The sequence below is a fragment of the Acinetobacter sp. AYS6 genome, from assembly GCF_025630795.1.
In the GTDB taxonomy this organism is placed as follows: domain Bacteria; phylum Pseudomonadota; class Gammaproteobacteria; order Pseudomonadales; family Moraxellaceae; genus Acinetobacter.
Map to the genome: position 1 here is coordinate 525,519 of NZ_JAOTNV010000005.1, position 23,045 is coordinate 548,563.

Consider the following 23,045-nt stretch of genomic DNA (forward strand, 5'->3'; position numbering starts at 1 on the left):
TTATGAATGAAGTGACTGTTATAGAGCTATGCGAGTTGACTGGTCTCACCAGATCAAAAATTTACTACCTTATTAATAAAGGTAAATTAATAATTTCAAATGGAAAAATAAATCTTGAGAGTGCACTACAGGTTGTCACTGAATTAAAAATCAAGAAAACAAAAATAACTAATGAAGAAAATTTTAGACAGATTTTAAACATGCTACATTTGCAAATTATTGCTCTTCAAAAACAGCTAGAATTAGCTCATGAACGCGAAAAAACGTACCTTGCAGAGCTTGCAAGCTATCGGCAGTTTTTGCTCACAAAAACCACCCTACAGCCACCAATAGTGGAAGACTATACGCAAGCAGAGCTAGAGAATGATGTAATTGATAGAGGCGAAAACTCTCGAAAGCCAATGGAATTTGAAAGTGGAAATCAGGCTACTTTAGAAACATGCCAAAACACCAATAAAGAAACAAAATCAAAAAATACGATGACGTCCCACTCTCTACCTACAGAATCTATCGACAACGTGAAGCTTGATCTTACCCATTTTCAATTCACAGAGCAAAATGAAACCATATCAGCCTCAGAAATCACCCCTGTCTCATCACATGAAGAACTGGACATAAATAAACTTTTAGCGATGGAACCTGATGATTTACAAACAGAAGAAAATCCACTTATTCCAGAAGATATTGAAAAACTTGTTCTAACTAAACCAGTACCCCCTGCTAAAGTTGTAACCATCGGGCGTGCTAAACCTACCCACGTAACCCAAGGAATGTTTAAAAGAAAAAGAAGACATCAATAAAAAAATAGTCAGATCATGTAATACATATTGTCTACTGTTTTAGTTGAAGATATTGTTAAACATTCTAAACTCGAGCAAAGCTCTGTCTGAATCTATCTAAATTATTCTTATTTTAACTATTCCAATCCAAGTTTTAATGTGGGGTAGGTTGAGGGGTAAAATCACAGATAAAAAATAAGCCCTTGTAAAAACAAGGGCTTATTCAGAATTTTGGCGGAAGCGGTGAGATTCGAACTCACGGAGGACTCACACCCTCGTCGGTTTTCAAGACCGGTGCATTAAACCGCTCTGCCACGCTTCCATGTGCGTAAGAATACAAAGCTTATTCATTTTATTCAAGAAAAAAATCATCGCTTTGTGTTCAAGTGCATATTGTTTCATCAACTATTACAAACGAGCAGCTAATTCTGCTCCTTCTTTGATCGCACGCTTCGCATCTAGCTCTGCTGCGAGCTTTGCTCCACCAATAATATGGTAGTTGGCTAAAGTCGACTCACCTTCTTTTGGCATCAAGTCTTTTACCGACTCTTGGCCTGCACACACTACTACCGTGTCTACACGTAAAAGCTGGTCTTGGCCATTGTGCTCAATCCAAAGTCCTTCATCAGTGACTGCTTTATATTGCACACCACGTAACATCCGTACGCCATGCTTTTTAAGCTGTGCACGATGTACCCAACCCGAAGTTTTGCCTAGGCCAATACCGAGAGGTGTTGTTTTACGTTGCAATAAATAAATCTGGCGAACTGGAGGTTCAACTTCTGGCAGCTGCATACCACCTTCAGAAATATAGTTTGGATCTGGGTCTACACCCCATTCACGTTGCCATTCGGCTAAAGGTTGCGGCTGGGGCTGATGTGGAGGTTTAAGTAAAAACTCAGACACATCAAAACCAATACCACCAGCACCAATCACTGCAACTTTTTGTCCAACTTCTGCCCCTTTTAAAACTTGAGCATAGGAAAGGACTTGCGGTGCATTACTTCCTTCAATTTTTAATGCACGAGGAATTACACCCGTTGCAACAATCACTTCATCAAAACCTTCACGTTCAAGCTGCTCACGGTTCACGCGAGTATTTAAACGTACATCCACCCCTGTTTTTTCGAGTTGGACTTTAAAGTAGCGAATTGTTTCGTGAAATTCTTCTTTACCCGGTACAACTTTGGCAAAGTTAAATTGACCACCTACATCTGAAGTTGCTTCAAATAGCGTCACTGCATGGCCACGGCTTGCCGCAACAGTTGCCGCGGACATACCTGCTACACCACCACCTACAACAGCAATACGTTTAGGCTGCTTAGTTTTTAAATAGACCAGTTCTGTTTCGTGGCCTGCACGTGGGTTAACCAAACAAGACACGCGCTTATTTTTAAAAGCATGGTCTAAACACGCTTGGTTACAAGCAATACAGGTATTAATTTCATCAACGCGGTTAGTCGCTGTTTTGTTTACCCAAAAAGCATCGGCCAATAATGGACGTGCCATTTGAACCATATCTGCTTTGCCAGTTGCCAAAATTTCTTCGGCAGTTTCAGGCATGTTAATACGGTTTGAAGCAATAATCGGAATAGAAATATGTTGTTTTACATGAGCCGTGTAATCGACAAAAGCGGCTCGAGGCACTGACGTTACAATGGTCGGAACACGTGCTTCATGCCAACCAATGCCAGTATTTAATAAAGTCACACCCGCTTTTTCTAAAGCTTTTGCAACAGTCACCACTTCTTGCATGGTGTTACCGTCATGAACTAAATCGAGTAAAGACAAGCGGAAACAAATAATAAATTTCTCGCCGACTTTGGCACGAATCGCCTTTACGACTTCGACCGGAAAGCGCATACGGTTTTCAATATCACCGCCCCAACGGTCAGTACGCTGGTTTACATGGCTGCTTAAAAACTGGTTAATGAGATAACCTTCCGAGCCCATAATTTCAACGCCGTCATAGCCCGCTTTTTTAGCAATATCAGCGCACTGTGCGTAATCATCTATTGTGCTGAGAATATTTTTTTCAGAAAGCTGACGCGGTTTAAATGGTGAAATTGGCGATTTGATCGAACTAGAAGACACTGCAAAAGGTTGATAACCATAACGGCCAGCATGCAAAATTTGCATTAAAATTTTTGAACCATGCTTATGCACAGCATGTGTAACCAAACGGTGCTGCGGAATATCGGTTAAACCATTCATGGTTCCACCCATGGGTAGTAGCCAACCTTGACGGTTTGGAGAAATCCCTCCAGTCACAATCAGGCCAACCCCGCCTTTTGCACGCTCTTCAAAATAAGCTGCCAGTTTTGGATAATTATAGAAACGGTCTTCAAGTCCCGTATGCATGGATCCCATCACCACACGGTTTTTAATGGTGGTAAAGCCTAAATGTAATGGTTTTAATAAATTGGCGTAACTTGTCATGCTGCGTCCCAATAATTTTTTGCAACTTGTTGCATAGTACTTTAATACTTTTTTGATAATTTTGGATGACCCAGAATTATTTTTTATTCGAGATTATGGTCAATCTATATATAAAGAAGACAATCCTATATTTTCTTCAAATAATAAATACCAATCAGAACAAGTGAATTAATGATTTTTTTGCCAAAAAAAGCACCATGAATAGTGCTACAATAGCCGCCATTCAGAATTCTCGAGACCACCTCAACGGGGTCTTTTTTATAAATGTTAGGATTAGCAATGACTGATAATGCAACTATCTTGCAGCATGTACCAGTAGGCAAAAAAGTTGGGATTGCCTTCTCCGGAGGCCTAGACACTTCAGCTGCTTTATTATGGATGAAACAAAAGGGCGCAGAGCCTTATGCATATACTGCAAACTTAGGCCAGCCTGATGAAGATGACTACGATGCAATTCCAAAGAAAGCAGAACAATACGGCGCTGTAAAAGCTCGCTTAATTGACTGCCGCTTACAACTTGCACTTGAAGGTATTGCTGCAATTCAGTGTGGTGCATTCCATATCAGTACAGGTGGTGTTCCTTATTTCAATACGACTCCATTAGGTCGTGCAGTAACAGGTACAATGTTAGTTACTGCAATGAAAGAAGATGACGTAAACATCTGGGGTGACGGTTCAACTTACAAAGGTAACGATATTGAACGTTTCTATCGTTATGGTTTGTTGACCAACCCGAATCTTAAAATTTATAAGCCTTGGTTAGATCAAAACTTCATCGATGAACTCGGTGGCCGTGCAGAAATGTCACAGTTCCTGATCGACAACGGTTTTGACTACAAAATGTCAAAAGAAAAAGCGTATTCAACTGACTCAAACATGTTGGGTGCAACTCACGAAGCAAAAGATCTTGAATACCTAAATGCTGGTATTAAAATCGTTGACCCAATTATGGGCGTTGCTTTCTGGAAAGAAGACGTTGAAATCAATCCAGAAGAAGTAACTGTACGTTTTGAAGAAGGTGTACCTGTTGCGTTAAACGGTCAAACTTTTAACAATCCAGTTGAGCTTATTCTTGAAGCAAACCGTATTGGTGGTCGTCATGGTTTAGGTATGTCTGACCAAATCGAAAACCGTATTATCGAAGCGAAATCTCGCGGTATTTATGAAGCTCCGGGTATGGCCCTTCTTCATATTGCTTACGAGCGTTTAGTTACTGGTATTCATAACGAAGATACCATCGAACAATACCGCATTAACGGTTTACGTTTAGGTCGTTTACTTTACCAAGGTCGTTGGTTCGACTCTCAAGCGCTTATGTTGCGTGAAACGGCTCAGCGTTGGGTTGCTAAAGCTGTTACAGGTGAAGTGACTCTTGAACTTCGTCGTGGTAATGATTACACCATCATGAACACTGAATCTCCAAACTTAACGTACGAAGCTGAACGTTTAACAATGGAAAAAGGCGATTCAATGTTCTCGCCTATGGACCGTATTGGTCAGTTGACTATGCGTAACCTCGACATTACCGATACACGTGCAAAACTTAGTATCTATACAGATGCTGGTTTACTTTCGATCGGTCAAGGTTCTGCTATTCCTCAATTAGACAGTAAGAAAAAATAATTTTCTTATAGCGTCAAAAAAGACCACCTATTAAGGTGGCCTTTTTATTTTTAAAACTCATTCAGGCAATTTCGGCGACTTGTAAAGGCTGATAATAGATCTGGTTACGTCCAAGCTGCTTAGCCCGATATAAAGCTTGATCGGCAGCATGAATTAAATTTTCCTGAGTAACTTTTAAGCCCTCTGTGTAAACAGTAAAACCCAAACTAATCGTTACATGTGTAGAGACCAAAGATGCCGCATGAGGAATCGCTTGGCGCTCAATCGCTTTATAAATATTGGCAGCCACAGCATATGCACCTTGAGCGGGTGTTTTCGGTAAAAGAACCACAAACTCTTCGCCGCCATAACGGGCCACAAAATCAACATGCCGAATCGAATTTTTAATTGCAGAGGCAATAGATGCGATGACCTTATCCCCCATCTGGTGCCCATAAAAATCGTTATAGTTTTTAAAAAAATCGATATCAATAAATAAAACGGCTAATGGTCGTTGCTCTTGCTTTGCCCGATAGTAAAAAAAGTCAAACATCTCATCGAAAGTACGTCGATTCGAGATATTAGTGAGCGCATCTTGCTGACTTAAATGAAGTAACTCAGAGGCCTCAATACGTAAAATCTGCTCGTTAAGCTCAGCAAGCTGATTATTTAAAAAAAGGCTTCTTTCTCTAGAGGTGAGCATCGTACTAATTGAAAAACCTAAAATACAGCTACCAAACAGTGCCCGCCCCAAAGCAATATAATCACAATTCACTTGCAATAAAATCAATAGAGAAAAAACAGAAATTGCGGCGATCAAACCCACATAAAGCATGTGCACAGGCTTTATACCGCTCAAAATAAAACCAAGCATATATAAAAAAGAAAGTAGTAACATCGACTGATTTTTAAGAGCGACATTTCCTACGCTAAGAAGCAACATTGCATTGATAATAATCGTAAAAAATACAATACCGCACGCAGCAATATAAAAATATTCAGTGAGTTTCTTTAACTTAGCAAAAGCCCAAAATAGTAACAGTGCACAAGCAATATTAATTGCGCTCAGTAAGCAATAAATAAAGTCCCAAGTAATGTAAGGCACACCGATTACCAAATAATCAGTAGGCAGTGCCAATAAAATAAAAATGAGATAGGTAAGAACACCACTTGCTAAAAATTTTGAGATATTTTGTTTAGTTCGTTCAAGGTTTAAGCACCAGAACTTTTTTTCTAATTGATGAGGTAAAGGTGTATTGGCATAACGATGAGTATGTAAAGTTACAAGATATTCTATTTCTTCTTTTGCTTTGAGTAATTCATGTACATTTCCCCTATTTGCCACTACCCGATTCCTGCCTCTCACACATTAACAAAATATAACATTATTTTTTAAGGCCTCTTGCGCTTTATTTTGCCATTTGTCCGTAATTCTCGTTACCATTTTCACACTTTATCGATTATCATTTGTTTTATTTCGAAGTTTGAACTGCCTTGGACTCTATTACCCTGCTCCAGCCAGATGACTGGCATGCACATTTACGTGATGGTTTAGCATTAAAACGTACCGTACCTGATTTGGCTAAACAGTTTGCTCGAGCGATCTGTATGCCAAACCTTGTTCCGCCAGTAAAAACTGTGGAAGAAGCATTGGCTTACCGTGAACGTATTCTTGCTCATGTTCCAGAGGGTCTTAATTTTGACCCACGTATGGTGCTTTATTTTACTGACTTCACTTCCCCAGACGAAGTTCGTAAAATTAAAGAATCTGGGCATGTAAATGCAATTAAACTTTATCCAGCAGGCGCGACCACCAACTCTGATAACGGTGTAAGTGACATTCGTAAAGTTTATGCAGTGATTGAGCAATTAGAAGAACATCAAGTTCCATTATTACTTCATGGTGAAGTCACTCATAACCATGTCGATATTTTTGACCGCGAAAAACGTTTCCTTGACGAAGTACTCAACCCACTCTTAAAACAGTTTCCAAAACTTAAAGTGGTACTTGAGCACATTACAACAAGCGATGCAGCTCATTTTGTTTTAGAACATGACCGTAATGTTGCCGCAACGATCACTCCTCAGCATTTATTATTTAACCGTAATGACATGTTGGTCGGTGGTATTAAACCGCATTTTTATTGTTTACCAATTTTAAAGCGCCAAACACACCAAACAACTTTGCTTGAAGTTGCAACAAGTGGTAATCCTAAATTTTTCTTGGGTACAGATAGCGCTCCTCACTCACAAAATGCAAAAGAAAATGCGTGTGGCTGTGCGGGCTGTTATAGTGCACCTAATGCAATTGAGCTTTATGCCCAAGCATTTGACCAAGTGGGTAAATTAGAGCGTTTAGAAGGTTTTGCAAGCCACTTTGGCGCAGACTTCTACGGTCTACCACGTAATACTTCTACTATTACCTTGGTAAAAGAAGATAACCTTATACCAGAATCTTTTGATTATTTAGATGATCAAAAAATTATCCCGCTGCATGCCGGGAAAACGCTGCAATGGAGAAAAGTGTGACACAAGAAACCTCTGTCCCGGTCATTGGCCAACGTTTTCGTGGCTTCTTACCTGTTGTTGTTGACGTTGAAACTGCAGGTTTTAATGCCCAGACAGATGCATTGCTAGAAATTGCGTGCATTCCAATTGTGTATGATGCTCAGGGACAATTTGTCCCTGGTCCAGCATTTCATGCGCACATTAACCCGTTTGAAGGGGCTAACCTCGACCGCCGTTCGCTAGACTTTATTGGTATTGATCCATTCAACCCAATGCGTATAGCAATGGCTGAAGATGAGCGAACAGCATTGCGCCGTATTTTTAAATCAGTCAATGAAGTTCGTAAACAGCAACATTGTACCCACGCAGTGTTGGTTGGTCACAATGCCCATTTTGATCTTGGTTTTTTACAAGCGGCAATTGCTCGTACAAGCACAAAAAACCAGAATCCATTTCATAGTTTTTCAGTCATGGATACGGTCACTTTAAGTGCTGTTATGTTTGGACAGACTGTCCTTGCTAAAGCATGTATTCAAGCTGGAATTGAGTTCGATGGTAAAGAAGCACACTCTGCTTTATACGATACTCAGAAAACTGCTGAACTGTTTTGCTATATTTTGAACAAACTGTCTCCTTACCTACTTGACAGTTTGGTGGCGGCTTCTTAAGATACCGCCATCCTCAACGTCCCTATCGTCTAGAGGCCTAGGACATCGCCCTTTCACGGCGGTAACCGGGGTTCGAATCCCCGTAGGGACGCCAATTTCTTTTATAAGAAATTCATTTCAAAATCACATCTTTTAAATTACTTTATCTCACTTCAAATTTTATCCATGAGATAGCTTAGTATTTTTCAAAATTTAAGATTTCAACTTTACTTCATCAATATATGGTAAAGGTTGTATTGTCGGATCGTCTCTTTCAACAGTTATTGCATCAGCGACAAACTTTGTTCTTGTTTCACTTGAGTTTGGTTCTATTGAAACTTGAGCTAATGAGATTGTTGCAATATTAAAATCTGCATGTATTTGTGCAAGCTCTGGTGTTCTTTTATAACGTACAACTCTAAAACCAGCTTCCTGAATTAAAGCATCTCGTTCTTCATCAGTTTTTTCTTTCCCCTTATGACTCGAATCATCTAGTTCAACAATAGCAACAATGTTAAATGCCTTATCTAACACAATAAAATCAGCAACTTTACGATTAAACAAATTACGTGTCGCATATCCTTGTGCTGTCATAAATGCACTAAAAGCAACTTGTGCCAAAATAATATGTTCAGGTAAAGCTTCTCTTAGCTTCATAAAAGTAGGTTGCTCATTCATAGTAATGATACGTTTTCCCTTAATTGGGTTACGTTTTGCATTTCCCTTTCTACTTTCCCCTTTCTTTAAAACACTTAAAATTGCCAATATCATCATGGCTAATAAAAATATGCCAACAATCGTAAACATCGAACTTCCCCTAAATAAATATAAAAACTATTTTGATTTTCAAAAATACAATTAAAAACGGTTAGCTATAAATTATTTATTTGATTTTAAAAGCTATTGTTTTATGTATTTGATGCTCTATTTTAAACTGTAATTTATAATTATTTAAACCTATCGTTGCTTGTTTTTTAATTTTTATCATTTATATTTCTAAATAAAATACACTTGTGCAAATATTTCATTGATCCAGTATTCTTTTTACACATAGATTTACAATATAATAATTCTTATTTTTATACTGATATTTATTATCAACAAGGTTTTAAATGGATCTTAAACTTCGCCTCCTCTCCCTGAGCATCGCTCAACTCTGTTGTATTTCAACAGCTTTCGCAGAAACAGATCAATCTTCAACGACACTTGCTACCATTAAGATTAAAGCCCAACAAGCTGTCGACCAAGCCTATAAAGTCGATAGTTCAAGTAGCGCAACACGTAGCGAAGTCGCATTAAAAGATACGCCACAATCTGTCAGTGTAGTGACTCAAAAAGTAATTGAAGATATTGGCGCGACACGTTTAATCGAAGCGCTTGATTTGGCTGGTGGCGTTACTCGTGCTAATAACTTTGGGGGTCAAGGCTTAACAGGGTTTAACCTTCGTGGTTTCACTAGCGGTGAGTTTTACCGTAATGGATTCCCAATTAACCGTGGTTATCCAAATGCTCCTGATAGCAATACTATTGAACGTGTAGACGTTTTACGTGGCCCCTCTTCTAGCTTGTATGGCCGTGGTGACCCGGGTGGTACGTTTAACTTAATTTCTAAAACTCCAAAGTCTGAGCAACAAACCACTTTGGGCGCGCAGCTTAACAGTGAAGGTTTATATCGCACCACTGTCGACACTACCGGCACTATTCCAAATGCAGAAAACATTGGTTATCGCCTTAATGTGATTGCAGAAGGCGGTGATAGTTATCGTGATCATGTCGAATCTAAACGTTATGGCATTGCTCCAGTTATTCAATGGCAAGCTTCTGACGCAACAAAAGTTACTTTTGAAGCGGATATTTTACGAAATCAACATCCACTTGATCGTGGCCAAACACGTTATGCAGGCCAGAAGTCTTTTAATAGTTCACCCGAAACCTATTTGTGGGAAACAGGTAAATACAACAACCGACTCTACAATGATAACAATATGACTCAATTACGAGTCGAGCACGACCTTGGGAATGACTGGAAGCTGAATGCTGGTGTGCAATATTTAAATGGCAAATTGTATGGCTATGCGGTAGAAGCAAATGGAATTCAGGCTGATGGAGAAACTTTAGACCGAAATTACAACTATCGCGAATTAAAATGGCAAGATACTGATGCACAAATTAACCTAACAGGTAATTTCCAGCTTTTAGGATTGGCACATACCTTAGTGACTGGGCTTGAATATGAAAATTATGATTATAAATCATACATTATTCGTTCAGATCCAAAGTCAAATAACTACCCAATCAATATTAATGATCCTGTTTTAGGCCAACCTCTACTCGAGCTTAAAAATATTACGACCCATGATCGTGAAAACTTAAAAACAACAGCTCTTTTTGTACAAGACCAAATCGATTTAAATGAGCGTTTAAGCGCACTATTGGGTTTACGTTTTGAACACTATGAGCATGACTATAAGAACTTACTACCGAATACTTTAAACTGGAATACCAGTGATGATGCGTTTATTCCACGTTTAGGTTTGGTTTTTAAAGCCCGTGATGACCTTTCAATTTATAGCAATGCTGCAAAATCCTTTAAACCAAACACGGGGGCTAGCCGTAATGGAGAAGGATTTGACCCAGAGGAAGGCATGGCTTACGAGTTAGGCTTTAAATGGCAAGCACTCGACAATATGTTGTCGATTGATTCTGCTATTTTCTATGCGAAAAAAGAAAATGTCTTAACCCTCGATCCTGTAGATTCAGCCTATAAAGTTGCTGCTGGTGAAGTTCGTAGCCAAGGTATTGAACTAAATATTGCAGGGCAAATCACTCCAGCTTGGAAAATTATAGGTGGATATGCCTATACAGATGCAGAAGTCAGCAAAGACAATACTTTGAAAAAAGGAACCGCTTTAGCCAATATTCCAAAGAATAGTTTTAATCTTTTAAATATCTATGAATTTCAGGATGGCCCTTTACAAGGCTTAGTTTTAGGAATTAATCAGAAATATATTGATAAGCGTGCGGGACAAACAGCAAATAGTACTTACGCCATGAAAAGTTATGCAGTTACAGATTTGGTTTCTTATTATCAGGCAACACCAAAACTTCGTCTTAACTTAGATCTGAAAAACATTTTTGACAAAGTTTATGATGAAAGTGCTTTCAATTTATATGCATATCCTGGTGAATCACGTACGGTTCAATTGGGTATGAGCTATACGTTCTAAAATAAATACGCCATTTCATTTATTGAAATGGCGCATTTGGTTTACGCAGACTTACGTGAATTCACTTGTCCTTGAATCACCGCTTTAATATTGCCTTTGGCATAATTCAAAAACACCACCAGTGGTGAAAGTTTTGGATTTGGCTTTTTGCCTTTGCCAATGGTTTTAAATTGAGCCGCATACCAAATAATTTCCATAATAGCCATTTTATCGACAAAAGGTAAACCTGTTTTAATCGGTTTCACGGCGTAACGCACGTCTTGCCCTGCAATTAGACGTTCTGTTAAATCGGTTTCCACGGCAAATGGGCGAGCAATACCAATAAAGTCACATGCACCACTTTCAAGTGCAGCATTCATGCCCTCTACAGTACGGAACCCACCTGTCACCATGAGCTTACATTTAACATGCTGGCGGATTTTCTCAGCAAAATCTAAAAAGTATGCTTCACGAGCAATCGTACTTGCTTTACGTTTATCCGCCTTAGCTCCAGCCATTGCTGGCGCCTCGTAAGTGCCACCTGAAATTTCAATTAAATCGATACCAGCTTCATCTACTGCTTTAAAAACTGAAATCACATCTTCTTCGCTAATACCACCACGCTGAAAGTCGGCCGAGTTAAGCTTCACTGAAATGATAAAATTATCTGAAGTCGCTTCACGTACCGCTTTATAAACCTCTAATAAAAAACGGCTACGATTTTCAACTGAACCGCCCCATTGATCTGTACGCTTATTAGTTAATGGCGATAAGAACTGACTAATCAAATAACCATGAGCACCGTGTAATTGCACCCCTTCAAAACCTGCTTTTTCACAGATTTGAGCTGAGGTTGCAAATCGATTAATAATATCTAGAATTTCATCATGAGTAAGTTCACGTGGCGTTCCAAACATGGTTGCTAAAGCTGGGCTAAAAGGTACTGCCGATGGCGCAACGGTTTCTTTATTTAAACCTTTTGGACACTGACGACCTGGGTGTGACAATTGAATCAATTGCACCATGCCATATTTTTTACCTAAGGCCGCCCACTCTTTTAAGCGATCTAGGTCACGTTCAGTTTCAATAACCACAACGCCCGGTTCATTTTTTGCTCCGGCATTTACCATGACATTGCCCGTAATGGCACAGCCAAGTTCACCTTTTGCCCAAGCACCATATAAGCCCAAATGTAAATCATTTGGTTGGCCTTCATAATTTGCAAGTGCCTCACTCATTGCACCTTTAATAATTCGGTTTTTAAAGGTGGTATTGCGAATTGTGATGGGTTGAGCAATCTGGTTCATGGTTAACCTCTTTTTTTGATTTTTAGAGCAATTACTCTAATTTAAATGAGTTATTGTGCATGTCAAGGCATAATCGATAACTGACAATAGCACATGTCAATTTTAAAGAATATAAAAACATGCAACTTTTTGCATAAGTTCAAAATTAGATTTATTCTATTAAAAAACAAATAATTAAAATAAAATCTTAAAGAGATGCTTTAATTAACTGTCTGGTATATTCAGTCTGAGGCTTAGAAAATAGAAGTTCAGTTTCCTGATATTCAACAACTTTGGCATGACGTAATACCATTACTTTATGGCACAGTGATTTCACTATATTTAGATCATGACTAATAAAAATATAACTTAAATGCTCAGTTTGCTGTAATTGTCGCAACAACTTAATTATGGCTTTTTGCGTGGTCCGATCTAAGGCCGATGTAGGTTCATCCAAAATTAAAAGTTTAGGCTGAACCACTAAAGCTCTTGCTAAAGCGACACGTTGACGTTGGCCACCTGAAAGCTCATGAGGATAACGGTGTTGAAAATCTTCAGCCAATTCAACTTTTACCAATACAGATTCAACTTGCTGTTTGATCTCGTTATCAGCTAGTGCTTTCACTTTCAATCCTTCAGCAATAATCTGCCCTACTGTCATGCGCGGGTTTAAACTGCCAAATGGGTCTTGGAATACAAGTTGAAAATCTGATCTTATCAAACATAAAGCTTTTGGCTGTAACTGATTCAAATCTTGCCCTAAAAAAACAATTTGCCCTTCACTTTTAATAAGTCGGACCAAGGCCATCGCCAGAGATGACTTACCAGCACCGCTTTCTCCCACCACCCCAAGCGATTCACCTTGCGCTAGGTCAAAACTTAAATCTTCTATTGCGGTGAAATATCCTTGAATGCGATTTAAAATTCCTTTTCTTATAGGAAATTGCACGCTGAGCTGTCGAACTGATAAAACATTCTGTTGAGCAGGTCTAGACTCTAAACTTCCAAAATCATGATCTAGCAACTGTGCTGTATAAGCTGTTTTAGGCTTTGCAAAAATCTGGCTAAGCTCACCTTGCTCTACTACACGCCCACTTTGCAATACAATAAGTTTCTCAGCATAGCGATGTACTAAATTTAGGTCATGACTAATTAAAATAAGTGCCATTCCATATTTTGCTTGTAGAGATTTTAGTAGCTCTAAAATTTGTATCTGTAAGACCACATCCAACGCAGTAGTAGGTTCATCAGCAATCAAAACTTTAGGTTGCAGTGCCAATGTCATCGCAATCATGACACGTTGTTTTTGTCCCCCAGAAAGCTCATGTGGATAGCGTTTTAAAATTTGTTCTGGTTCAACAATTCCCACATCTTTTAGTAGCTCAACTATTTGTTGTCGAACCTCGCGTTTTGAGAACCCTGATAAAAGAAGGTTTTCTCCTACAATTTTTTCAACCCGATGTAGCGGATTTAACGCAGTAGCAGGCTCCTGAAAAATCATAGCGATTTGTCGGCCACGTAAATATGATTGAGTTCTCTCATCTAACTCAAGCATGTTTTGTGAGCCAATCCAGACCTGACCTGTTACTTCTAATTTTTCTTGCAGCAATCCCATTATTGCTAAGCAGCTTATCGATTTACCTGAACCACTTTCGCCCACAATAGCGAGTGTTTCACCTTCACTTAAGTAAAAATTTAAATCTTCCAATAAAACTTTTTGGTCTTTGGTTTGAACCGAAAGATGTTCAACCTTTAATAACGTTGAGGCAGTATTTAAACTATTTTCTTGGGTCAAACGCATCACGGGCCGCCTCCCCAATATAAATTAAAAGTGAAAGAACAATAGCCAGACTAAAAAAGCCTGAAATTGCTAGCCATGGCGCATCTAAATTATTCTTACCTTGTAGCAATAACTCACCTAATGAGGCGGCATCGGGTGGCAGGCCATACCCTAAAAAATCAAGGGCGGTTAAAGCGCTAATGTTAGTCGTTAAAATAAATGGCAATTGAGACAGACTCGAACTGATCGCATTGGGCAAAATATGCTTAAAAATAATAGCGCGATCGGTCACTCCCAACACTTGGGCTGCACGAACATAATCCAGTTGGCGAGCTTTTAAAAATTCGGCTCTGACAATACCCACTAAAACAGTCCAGCCAAAAAACAACATAATGAAAAATAGCCAATATACATTTGGAACAAACATACTGACTAAAATCATGACCATAAAAAGCATGGGTAAACCATTCCAGACTTCAACCAAACGTTGTCCCAATAAATCTACCCAGCCTCCATAGTAACCTTGAATGGCGCCTACGGTAATTCCAAACAAAGCAGAACAGAAGGTTAAAGCTAAACCGAAAAGTAACGATACTCTTAAGCCATAAAGAATGCGGGCAAAAACATCTCTTCCCTGATCATCTGTTCCTAACCAGTTTTGTTTGGAGGGTGGTGATGGCACAGGAACGGCCAAGTCTAAATTGGGAGTTTGATATGAAAATTGAATAAGCGGCCAAACTGCCCAACCTTTAGCCTCAATAAGCGATTGTACGGCAGGGTCTTTATAATCAGCTTCTGTTTCAAATACCCCACCAAATGTGGTTTCTGGATATGTTTTAAACACAGGTAAGTAGTAAGAATCTTCATACTTCACTAACAATGGTTTATCGTTAGCAATCAACTCCGCGGCTAATGACAAAACCAAAATTAGACTAAATAAAATAAAGCTCGCCCAGCCCAATTTATGTTGTCTAAAACGCTGTAATCGTGTGCGCACAATTAAAGACATTATTTGCCTCCTTGTGCGTCAAAGTGAATTCGAGGGTCAACCCATTGGTACAACACATCACAAATGAGACGTAAAATTAGGCTAAATAAAATAAAGAAAAATAAAACCCCAAAAATAACAGGATAGTCACGCTGGACAAGAGCTTCAAAGCCCAACAAACCCACCCCATCTAAATGAAAGATAATTTCTACAAACAGGTTACCTACAAAGAAAATACCCGCTAACACTTCTGGTAATCCTGCGAGCACAACTAAAATGGCATTACGAAAAACATGCTTATATAAAACTTGCTGGCTATTCAAACCTTTTGCATAAGCTGCCAAAACGTAGGGTTTATTGAGTTCTTCTAAAAATGAGTATTTAGTTAAATAAGTTAAACTGGCAAAACCGCCTAATACCATGGTAATCAGTGGCAAAGTCATATGCCATAAATAATCGGTAACTTTGCCCCAAAGGCTAAATTGATGAAAATTATCTGATACTAAATTTTGCAAGGGAAACCATTGAAAATAAGAGCCCCCTGCAAAAAAAACAACTAACAAAATGGCAAATACAAAACTTGGTACAGCATACCCAACTACAAGAACTAAAGAAGTAGATCGATCAAACCAAGAACCCTGCTGTCTTGCCTTCTTAATTCCAAGCGGAATAGAAATTAAATAAATTAGAAAAGTGCTCACCAGCCCAAGTGAAATAGAAACAGGCACTTTTTCCCACAACAATTGCACGACTGGTTTATCTTTAAAAAAACTCTGTCCAAAATCTAAAGTTAAATAGCCTTTTAACATTAGAAAAAATCGTTCAGGAGCAGAATGATCAAAACCGTACTGTGCTTTAATTTGTTCAACCATTTCAGGGCTTAAACCTTGAGCACCTTGATAATAAGTTTCTGCACTCAATGCACGACCAATTCCTAAATCGCTTTGTGCCTGATGTATTGCTTGCTCAACTGGCCCACCCGGCGCAATTTGCACAACCACAAAGTTAATCAATAAAATGAAAAACAATGTGGGAATCATTAAAAGAAGTCGCTTGAGAATATATGAACCCATATAACAGGATTTCCTTTATGGCAGGTGCTTTTTATTGTTGATGTAAATATTTGGCAACTGTTTTAGCTTTGTTTGCATCACTCCACCAATATTCTATCCCAGAAGAAAGTACTGGTTTAACTTTAGGTTGTTGATACATATTCCAATAAGCATACCAGTTTTCACCTTTACCATAGGTCGGAATTTGATAATAACCAGCTCTAAGCAATCGATCGAGAATGCGAGTATAAATAATCTGTTGTTCACGGCTTTTACTTGCAACGAGTTTTGAAATCACTTGATCAATTACGGGGTTGCGAATCCCTGCATAATTATAATTTCCATCTTGCGCTGCAGCGATACTTCCCCAAAACTGTGTTTGTTCATTGCCCGGGTTGAGAGATTGCGGCAGATTCATTGTGGTCATATCAAAATCGTAACGACGAGTCCTTTCTAAATATTGCGGAGCATCGACCTGACGCAAATTAACTGCAATGCCTAACTTTTTTAGGTTACGAATAAAAGGTAAAAGTGTTCGTTGTTTACCATCTTGCTGAATTAAAAACTCAAGCTGAACTTTTTTTCCTTCTGGCGTAAATAATTGCCCTTCTTTAACTTTATAGCCAGCCTGTATGAGTAATTGCCGTGCAGTTAATAAATTCTGTCGATTAAAGCCACTTGCATCCGACACTGAGTATTTCCAGTCTGCTAAAACACCTTGCTGCATGAGTGGAGATAACTTAGGCAATAACGGTTTTAATAACTCTAATTCAGTTTTTGAAGGTCGCCCTGTTGCCGCTAATTCACTATTTTCAAAATAACTTTGTAGGCGTTGATATTGTCCATAAAACAAAGCTTTATTCTGCCATTCAAAATCATAGGCATAGGTTAAAGCTTGTCTAAAACGAATATCATTTAAAGGTTTTCGCCTAGTGTTAAACACATAGCTTTCAGTGGCAATCGGGTTATGGTGACGAAATTTATATTGAGTAACCAATCCTGCTTTTACGGCTGGAAAACGATAATCTGTTACCCATTTTTTGGGGTTAGTTTCTTCATGCAAAGTGTATTGTCCAGATTTAAATCCTTCAAAAGCAATATCCCAATTTCGATAATAAACATATTTTAATCGGTCAAAATTATAACGCCCCTTGTTAATAGGCAAATCTTTTGCCCAATAATTTGGGTTTCTTTTATAACTAATGCTTCTACCTGCATCAACTCGTTCAACTACATATGGCCCCGAACCAATAATCGGTTGTAGGGTAATTCGGCTAAAATCTCTTTTTTGCCAATCTGCTTTTGAATAAATCGGTAAGGTTGCCAAAATGAAAGGCATTTTAGGATTATGGGTAGACTTAAAACTAAACTTTACTTGATGGACATTTATTACTGCTGTTTTTGCCAAATCAGCAAGGTACATCTGTAAGCCTAAATTAGACTTAGTCTGATACGCATCAAAACTAAATTTAACATCTGCCGCAGTGACTGGCTGCCCATTACTAAAACGAGCCTTAGGGTTTAAATAGAAAGTAACAGACTGCGTTTTTTCTGGGTCATAACTCACTTTTTCTGCCAAAAGAGGATATAAAACTCCAACCTCATCTAACGACTGCGTCATTAAAGTATCAAAAAGATAATTAACGCCTTCTGTCGCATTCCCCTTACCATTCATACTATTGAGGTTATCAAAAGTTCCTTGAGCTGCCTGACTTAACAGACCACCTTTAGGGGCATTAGGATTTGCATATGGCATAGCCATCATTCCTAAATATTTAGGCTTAGAATGAATCGCTATATATGAAGTGGTTTGCTGTGCAGAAAAAACTGCATGCGAAACGACACTGAGCCCGACTAGCAGGCTCAGTTGAAAAGAGGATTTACGCATAAGTTGCTAATTATTTTATAAATTAGGCACTTTAATAACATCACCAATGCGAAGCTGAGTAGAAGGTGTCAAATTATTCAGCTCAGCTAAGAAATTGGTTTCTAAACCATATTTGCTAGCAAGGCCAATTAATGTATCACCACGCTTTACTTTGTATTCCACAACAGTTTTTGGAATCACAATATTTTGGCCGCGCTGTAAATTAGCACTCGCTTTTAATGCATTCATTTCAGCAAGTTCACGCACTGAAATGCCTGCACGACTCGCAATACTATTTAAAGACTCACCAGATTTCACAGTATATTTTTCAGTGTTTTTACCAGCTGCAACTGTTTTAGTTGAAGACTTGGTATCTACTTTAGCTGTTTCTACTGTAGGTACATCACCTGTTAGCTTTAAACGTTGTCCTACACGAACGCTACTGGTGCGTGAAAGACCGTTTAATGAAGCAAGGTAGTCCAATTGCAAGTGGTAGCGATTAGCAATATTACCTAAGCTATCACCAGATTTGACTGTATAAGTTTCTGGTGTTTCTTCTTTAGTATTTTTAGAAGATTTAGTTGGTGCTTCTTCAACCGTACCTGTAAGTTTTAAACGTTGACCAGCACGTAAACCAGCCGTACGAGACAAACCATTTAAGTCAGCCAAATAACCTGTTTGCAAGTTATATTTACTCGCAATCGCATTTAGGCTATCTCCAGACTGTACAACGTATTGTTCTGGAACACTTAAGCCAGCTGGTACTTTTAAAGTTTGACCAAGCTGTACATGACTATTTGCTTTTAAGTTATTTAACTCGGCTAATTCAGCTAAGCTAATTTTTGATTTAGTTGCAATACTCGATAAAGTATCACCACGCTGTACTTTATAGCCTTCTGTTTTATAAGAAACACTTAGCGACGCTTTCTCAGATTTACTAGAAGTCTTAGTTTCAGCAACTTCATCTACCGAAATATCTTGTGTAGGCACATTAATTTTTTGGCCTACCATCAAGTTACTACCAGCCGTTAAACCTGGAGTTAATTCAGCAAGTTCCTGATTAGAGAGCGCGTAACGATCTGCAATCAATTTAAGATATTCACCACGCTTCACAGTATAGCTTTTAGTCGCTATACGTTTTGCATTTGCCTGAACTGCTTTCGGCTCGGCTTTAGCACTTGAACGGCTATTCTTCGGCTCTTTTAACTGTAGTTTTTGCCCAACAAATAGACCATCTGTCACTGATAAATCGTTATATTCAGCCAATTGTTTTACTGACAAATTAAACTGATTCGCTACACCACTTAAACTGTCGTTAGCCTCAACGACATACACATCCGGTTTAGCCGTACTTTTAGAAGTAGTTTGAGTTTCTTGTGGTTTTGCATCATAAAGATAAAGCGTTGACCCTACATATAACGTCTTTTCAGGATCAATCTGGTTCCACTTAGCAACATCGCGCCAGTTTACGCCGTTTTTCATTGCAATAACGGCTAAAGTATCACCCGGTAAAACAGTATAGGTACTACGCTTGCCTTTAGGTTGCACAACCACGACATCAGTATCAGTCTTGATGTAAGGTTTATCTTTATTGCGCTGTCCATCTTCAGAGTTAGCTACACTCACGTCTTCAGCTAAAGTTTTTGGATAAGCAAAACCTCTACTAACCTCTTTACCTTGTTGCTCTGCAACTGACTGGCTCGTCTGAATTGCGGTTAACCTAATTTTGCCATCATAAGGATCGACAATTTCAGTTCCTTTAGGCGCGATTGCTTTTAACTCAGCAACGACTTGATCTTTTTCGGCTTGAGTTGCTTGCGGTTGTAAAGCTTGATCTACAGTCTCTTTTTCACCTTCAGCACGAACTGCCGCTAAAATCTTTTCACGTTCAGAAGCCGAAATTGGTGGCTCCATCTTAACAGGCTTCGTAATGTTAGCTGCATTGGTTACAGCTACAGGAATACGCGGTGCACTTGGTACATCCGCCGACGCAGCAAAAGCAGCTAATGCATCGGAACCACGTGGTGTAGATTTTGAAAGAGTTGAACTGGTCTTCACTGTCGAAGAAGGTTTAACTGGCTGAACTTGCGTTGTAGGCGTTGTTCTTGTGGTTACTGTAGTAGAAGGACTAACAGTTGTAGGTGTAGACGGTGAAGTTGTATTTGCCCACCAACCTGAGCTACCACCCGTTTTTTTCCCTTTTAATTTATTATCAATTGAAGGACTTAAATCTGCTGGAATCAAAATACGCATTGGACTCGCAGGGTCTACTGCTTCACCACGATATCCTGGGTTCAATGCATAAAGTTCTGCACGGCTTAATCCTGCTGTAGAAGCAATTTCATTTAAAGTTAAAGGCGCAGATAAAGTCACTTCACGGAAATGGGGTCTATTTGCAATCGGTGGTAGTTCTACACCATAAGCCTTCGGATTTTTAATAATTTGAGCAACAGCCAAGAAACGTGGAACATAGTTCATTGTTTCTTGAGGGAGTTTTAAAGACCAATAGTCGGTTGGTAAACCAGCAGCTTGGTTGCGGTTAATCGCCTGTTGAATACGTCCTGGACCAGCATTATAAGCCGCTAAAGCAAGTTCCCAAGAACCAAATTGATTATAGAGGCTTCCTAAAAACTCATAAGCTGCGCGAGTCGACTCAACCACATCTCGACGCCCATCATACATACCAGTTTGCTTTAAGCCATAAATACGACCAGTACTCGGAATAAACTGCCATAGTCCTGCCGCTGCTGCACTACTTGTTGCAGCTGGATCATAAGAACTTTCAATTACTGGTAATAACGCAAGTTCTGTCGGCAGTCCACGGCGTTCAGCTTCTTTAACCGTATGATACAAATAACGACTTGCTCGGGCACTTAAGCGATCAAGATAAGGCTGACGAGAAATAAACCAACTACGCTGAGCTTCAATACGAGAATCCCAATGGTTCAAATCCATTTTGAAACCAACGGACATACGCTTCCAGACATCACCATGCTTTAAAATAAGCAGACGATCGCCTTCTACAGCACGCATATCGGTTGCTGAAAGTAAGTCTTCTAAGGAATCAAGACTACTTGCATCTAAATAACCTGCGCCGCTGACCTGTTTTGATTTTGAGGTTTTTGCAGATTGTGGAGTCGATGAACAGCCTGTTGTAATACCCAACGCAGCTAAAGCAGAGCTAAGTACGGTAATTTTAAACAATGATGCCGCAGATGGCTGCCACACAAATGTGGTTGGTTTATACATAAAAACTTCCAAACAACTCGCGTAATATTTTTTGGGGTCTGCCCACAAACCCTAGGTCTTCGATGCCATTGTAGTAAAGCATGCAGGATAGACAAGGCAATAATTTAATGTCATTTGCATGGAAATGTTACAAGAAATTAAAAAAACCTTGCTTCGTAACGATGGAACCGAACTTTTTGCGTATACAATACACCATATTCAGTTCTTTTTCTTTTAGTTTAGGTTTCGATTTATGTCTCAAACAATCACACTGTATGTTGATGGTGCATGTCGTGGCAATCCAGGTTTAGGTGGTTGGGGCGCATATGTCATTACCGAGCAGGGTGAGCATAAATTATTTGGCGGTGAACCTGAGACAACCAATAACCGCATGGAGCTCACTGCTGCGATTGAAGGCGTTTCATTTTGTCCACCCGATGCTCATTTAATTATCTGGACAGATTCAAATTATGTGAAGCAAGGCATTACTGAATGGATTCATGGCTGGAAAAAGAAAAACTGGAAAGATGTAAAGAACCCTGACCTTTGGCAAAAATTAGATGCGGTCTGTGCAGGCCGAAATATTGAGTGGAACTGGATTAAAGGCCATGCTGGACATGCAGGCAACGAAATGGCCGATGAGCTTGCAAATATCGGAGCCGATCAAACTGCATTGCAAAAAAAAACAGTTCAAGCGACTGCCCTGCAAGATATAAAAAAGCCTGAACAGGATTGGTTGCTTGATGACCCTTTTGGGTTTGATATGGCAGAAGTAATCGAAGAAGATAATATTGATCTTGAACAGCCCGAAGAAGTTGAGATGATTATTGTGGACGAAGAAGTTATTGAAGTTGAAGCTGCTGAGCCAGAAAGTAAGCAACCCGTTAATAATATTCATCCTCAAATTGTTGTGACCGAAGCCAAATTACAATTACAAGGGCCTCGTCAACTGATTCTCGATACGGAAACCACTGGTTTTTATTTCCAAGATGGTGACCGAATTATCGAGGTGGGTGCTATTGAAATGATTAACCGGAAACTCACCGGTAGCTCAATTCATATTTATATTAACCCGCAAAAACCAGTGGGTGACTCAGAAAATATCCATGGTATCAGTGATAATTTCTTAAAAGATAAACCGCTCTATGCAGAAATTGCTGACACGCTCTTTGATTATCTAAAAGGCGCAGAGATTATTGCCCATAACGCGACCTTCGATATGAACTTCCTTGATATGGAGTTTAGACGCGCTGGCCTGCCCGCGCTTTCCGAAGTATGTGAGGTAACAGATACTTTAGCTTTAGCGAAAAGCAAACATCCAGGACAAAAAAACTCGCTTGATGCTCTTGTAAGACGTTATGAAATTCCAGCACGAGACCGTACTTTCCACGGTGCATTACTCGATGCTGAAATTCTTTCAGACGTTTATCTGGCAATGACAGGTGGACAGGTTTCTTTTGATATAGATGCTTTATCCCAAAGTGAAAATAGCCAGAACACAACAAATAAAACTAGGGTTCAAATTGATCTACCCGTTATTTTCCCTTCCGAAGACGAGTTAAATATACATGAGACTTGGGTCAAAGAATTTGAGGAAAAACATGGAGAACCTTGCCTTTTTGCAAAATAAATTTTTGATTCTTTAGCGTTTTTAGCTTTTCCC

15 protein-coding genes and 2 tRNA genes are annotated in these 23,045 nt (G+C 39.2%); 7 read left to right on the forward strand and 10 right to left on the reverse strand.

The features are described 5' to 3' along the window. Nucleotides 1–2: 2 nt before the first annotated feature. Nucleotides 3–800 (forward strand): helix-turn-helix transcriptional regulator, encoded by a 798-nt coding sequence (locus OD757_RS07215; RefSeq protein WP_263031394.1) that lies wholly within the window; start codon nucleotides 3–5, stop codon nucleotides 798–800. A gap of 211 nt (nucleotides 801–1,011) precedes the next feature. Here OD757_RS07215 and OD757_RS07220 read toward each other — a convergent pair. Continuing rightward, a tRNA-Ser gene (locus OD757_RS07220) sits at nucleotides 1,012–1,101 on the reverse strand. Between the two features lie 86 nt (nucleotides 1,102–1,187). Beyond that, entirely contained in the window at nucleotides 1,188–3,218 is a 2,031-nt protein-coding gene (locus tag OD757_RS07225) for an NADPH-dependent 2,4-dienoyl-CoA reductase (RefSeq protein WP_263031395.1), read from the reverse strand. 264 nt (nucleotides 3,219–3,482) lie between these two features. On the opposite strand from OD757_RS07225, the gene argG reads away from it, so the two are divergent. Then, nucleotides 3,483–4,841, forward strand: coding sequence for an argininosuccinate synthase (gene argG / locus OD757_RS07230; RefSeq protein WP_263031396.1), 1,359 nt, complete (start codon nucleotides 3,483–3,485; stop codon nucleotides 4,839–4,841). Between the two features lie 61 nt (nucleotides 4,842–4,902). On the opposite strand, the gene OD757_RS07235 is transcribed toward argG, so the two are convergent. After that, a complete protein-coding gene (locus tag OD757_RS07235) occupies nucleotides 4,903–6,165 on the reverse strand; it encodes a GGDEF domain-containing protein (RefSeq protein ID WP_263031397.1) in 1,263 nt (420 codons plus the stop codon). A gap of 149 nt (nucleotides 6,166–6,314) precedes the next feature. Between OD757_RS07235 and pyrC the strand changes: the two genes are divergently transcribed. The 3 genes from pyrC to OD757_RS07250 all read left to right on the forward strand — a co-directional run bounded on the left by pyrC (nucleotide 6,315) and on the right by OD757_RS07250 (nucleotide 8,090). Continuing rightward, nucleotides 6,315–7,349, forward strand: coding sequence for a dihydroorotase (gene pyrC / locus OD757_RS07240; protein ID WP_263031398.1), 1,035 nt, complete (start codon nucleotides 6,315–6,317; stop codon nucleotides 7,347–7,349). Continuing rightward, complete coding sequence (gene rnt, locus OD757_RS07245) at nucleotides 7,334–7,996, forward strand: ribonuclease T (RefSeq protein WP_204389336.1); 663 nt, start codon at nucleotides 7,334–7,336, stop codon at nucleotides 7,994–7,996. Before pyrC ends, rnt begins: the two co-directional genes overlap by 16 nt. Nucleotides 7,997–8,014: 18 nt before the next feature. Beyond that, a tRNA-Glu gene (locus tag OD757_RS07250) sits at nucleotides 8,015–8,090 on the forward strand. Nucleotides 8,091–8,188: 98 nt separating this feature from the next. Here the strand turns inward: OD757_RS07250 and OD757_RS07255 are convergent. Further along, the gene (locus OD757_RS07255; RefSeq protein WP_263031399.1) at nucleotides 8,189–8,782 is read right to left on the reverse strand and encodes a DUF2726 domain-containing protein; all 594 of its coding nucleotides are present in this window, start codon (nucleotides 8,780–8,782) and stop codon (nucleotides 8,189–8,191) included. 305 nt (nucleotides 8,783–9,087) lie between these two features. Between OD757_RS07255 and OD757_RS07260 the strand changes: the two genes are divergently transcribed. Beyond that, on the forward strand, nucleotides 9,088–11,202 hold the full coding sequence (locus OD757_RS07260) for a TonB-dependent siderophore receptor (protein WP_263031400.1): 2,115 nt from the start codon (nucleotides 9,088–9,090) through the stop codon (nucleotides 11,200–11,202). Nucleotides 11,203–11,243: 41 nt separating this feature from the next. On the opposite strand, the gene OD757_RS07265 is transcribed toward OD757_RS07260, so the two are convergent. The 6 genes from OD757_RS07265 to OD757_RS07290 all read right to left on the reverse strand — a co-directional run bounded on the left by OD757_RS07265 (nucleotide 11,244) and on the right by OD757_RS07290 (nucleotide 21,403). After that, entirely contained in the window at nucleotides 11,244–12,488 is a 1,245-nt protein-coding gene (locus OD757_RS07265) for an NADH:flavin oxidoreductase/NADH oxidase family protein (RefSeq protein WP_263031401.1), read from the reverse strand. A gap of 187 nt (nucleotides 12,489–12,675) precedes the next feature. Continuing rightward, nucleotides 12,676–14,271, reverse strand: a complete 1,596-nt coding sequence (locus OD757_RS07270) for an ABC transporter ATP-binding protein (protein ID WP_263031402.1) — start codon at nucleotides 14,269–14,271, stop codon at nucleotides 12,676–12,678. Further along, nucleotides 14,246–15,256 (reverse strand): ABC transporter permease, encoded by a 1,011-nt coding sequence (locus tag OD757_RS07275; RefSeq protein ID WP_263031403.1) that lies wholly within the window; start codon nucleotides 15,254–15,256, stop codon nucleotides 14,246–14,248. The genes OD757_RS07270 and OD757_RS07275 overlap by 26 nt, the downstream gene beginning before the upstream one ends. After that, a complete protein-coding gene (locus OD757_RS07280; protein ID WP_263031404.1) occupies nucleotides 15,256–16,308 on the reverse strand; it encodes a microcin C ABC transporter permease YejB in 1,053 nt (350 codons plus the stop codon). Before OD757_RS07280 ends, OD757_RS07275 begins: the two co-directional genes overlap by 1 nt. A gap of 31 nt (nucleotides 16,309–16,339) precedes the next feature. Beyond that, on the reverse strand, nucleotides 16,340–18,175 hold the full coding sequence (locus tag OD757_RS07285; RefSeq protein ID WP_263031405.1) for an extracellular solute-binding protein: 1,836 nt from the start codon (nucleotides 18,173–18,175) through the stop codon (nucleotides 16,340–16,342). Nucleotides 18,176–18,190: 15 nt separating this feature from the next. After that, the gene (locus OD757_RS07290; protein WP_263031406.1) at nucleotides 18,191–21,403 is read right to left on the reverse strand and encodes a LysM peptidoglycan-binding domain-containing protein; all 3,213 of its coding nucleotides are present in this window, start codon (nucleotides 21,401–21,403) and stop codon (nucleotides 18,191–18,193) included. Between the two features lie 232 nt (nucleotides 21,404–21,635). On the opposite strand from OD757_RS07290, the gene dnaQ reads away from it, so the two are divergent. Next, nucleotides 21,636–23,012 (forward strand): DNA polymerase III subunit epsilon, encoded by a 1,377-nt coding sequence (gene dnaQ / locus OD757_RS07295; protein ID WP_263031407.1) that lies wholly within the window; start codon nucleotides 21,636–21,638, stop codon nucleotides 23,010–23,012. The last annotated feature ends 33 nt before the right edge of the window (nucleotides 23,013–23,045 follow it).

Excerpts from the sequence above, each read along its gene's own strand:
- OD757_RS07260 (WP_263031400.1), top strand. The coding sequence starts at position 9,088 with ATGGATCTTAAACTTCGCCTCCTCTCCCTGAGCATCGCTCAACTCTGT.
- OD757_RS07215 (WP_263031394.1), top strand. The coding sequence starts at position 3 with ATGAATGAAGTGACTGTTATAGAGCTATGCGAGTTGACTGGTCTCACC.
- OD757_RS07265 (WP_263031401.1), bottom strand. The coding sequence starts at position 12,488 with ATGAACCAGATTGCTCAACCCATCACAATTCGCAATACCACCTTTAAA.
- OD757_RS07275 (WP_263031403.1), bottom strand. The coding sequence starts at position 15,256 with ATGTCTTTAATTGTGCGCACACGATTACAGCGTTTTAGACAACATAAA.
- rnt (WP_204389336.1), top strand. The coding sequence starts at position 7,334 with ATGGAGAAAAGTGTGACACAAGAAACCTCTGTCCCGGTCATTGGCCAA.
- OD757_RS07225 (WP_263031395.1), bottom strand. The coding sequence starts at position 3,218 with ATGACAAGTTACGCCAATTTATTAAAACCATTACATTTAGGCTTTACC.
- dnaQ (WP_263031407.1), top strand. The coding sequence starts at position 21,636 with ATGTCTCAAACAATCACACTGTATGTTGATGGTGCATGTCGTGGCAAT.
- OD757_RS07255 (WP_263031399.1), bottom strand. The coding sequence starts at position 8,782 with ATGTTTACGATTGTTGGCATATTTTTATTAGCCATGATGATATTGGCA.
- OD757_RS07280 (WP_263031404.1), bottom strand. The coding sequence starts at position 16,308 with ATGGGTTCATATATTCTCAAGCGACTTCTTTTAATGATTCCCACATTG.
- argG (WP_263031396.1), top strand. The coding sequence starts at position 3,483 with ATGTTAGGATTAGCAATGACTGATAATGCAACTATCTTGCAGCATGTA.
- OD757_RS07285 (WP_263031405.1), bottom strand. The coding sequence starts at position 18,175 with ATGCGTAAATCCTCTTTTCAACTGAGCCTGCTAGTCGGGCTCAGTGTC.
- OD757_RS07290 (WP_263031406.1), bottom strand. The coding sequence starts at position 21,403 with ATGTATAAACCAACCACATTTGTGTGGCAGCCATCTGCGGCATCATTG.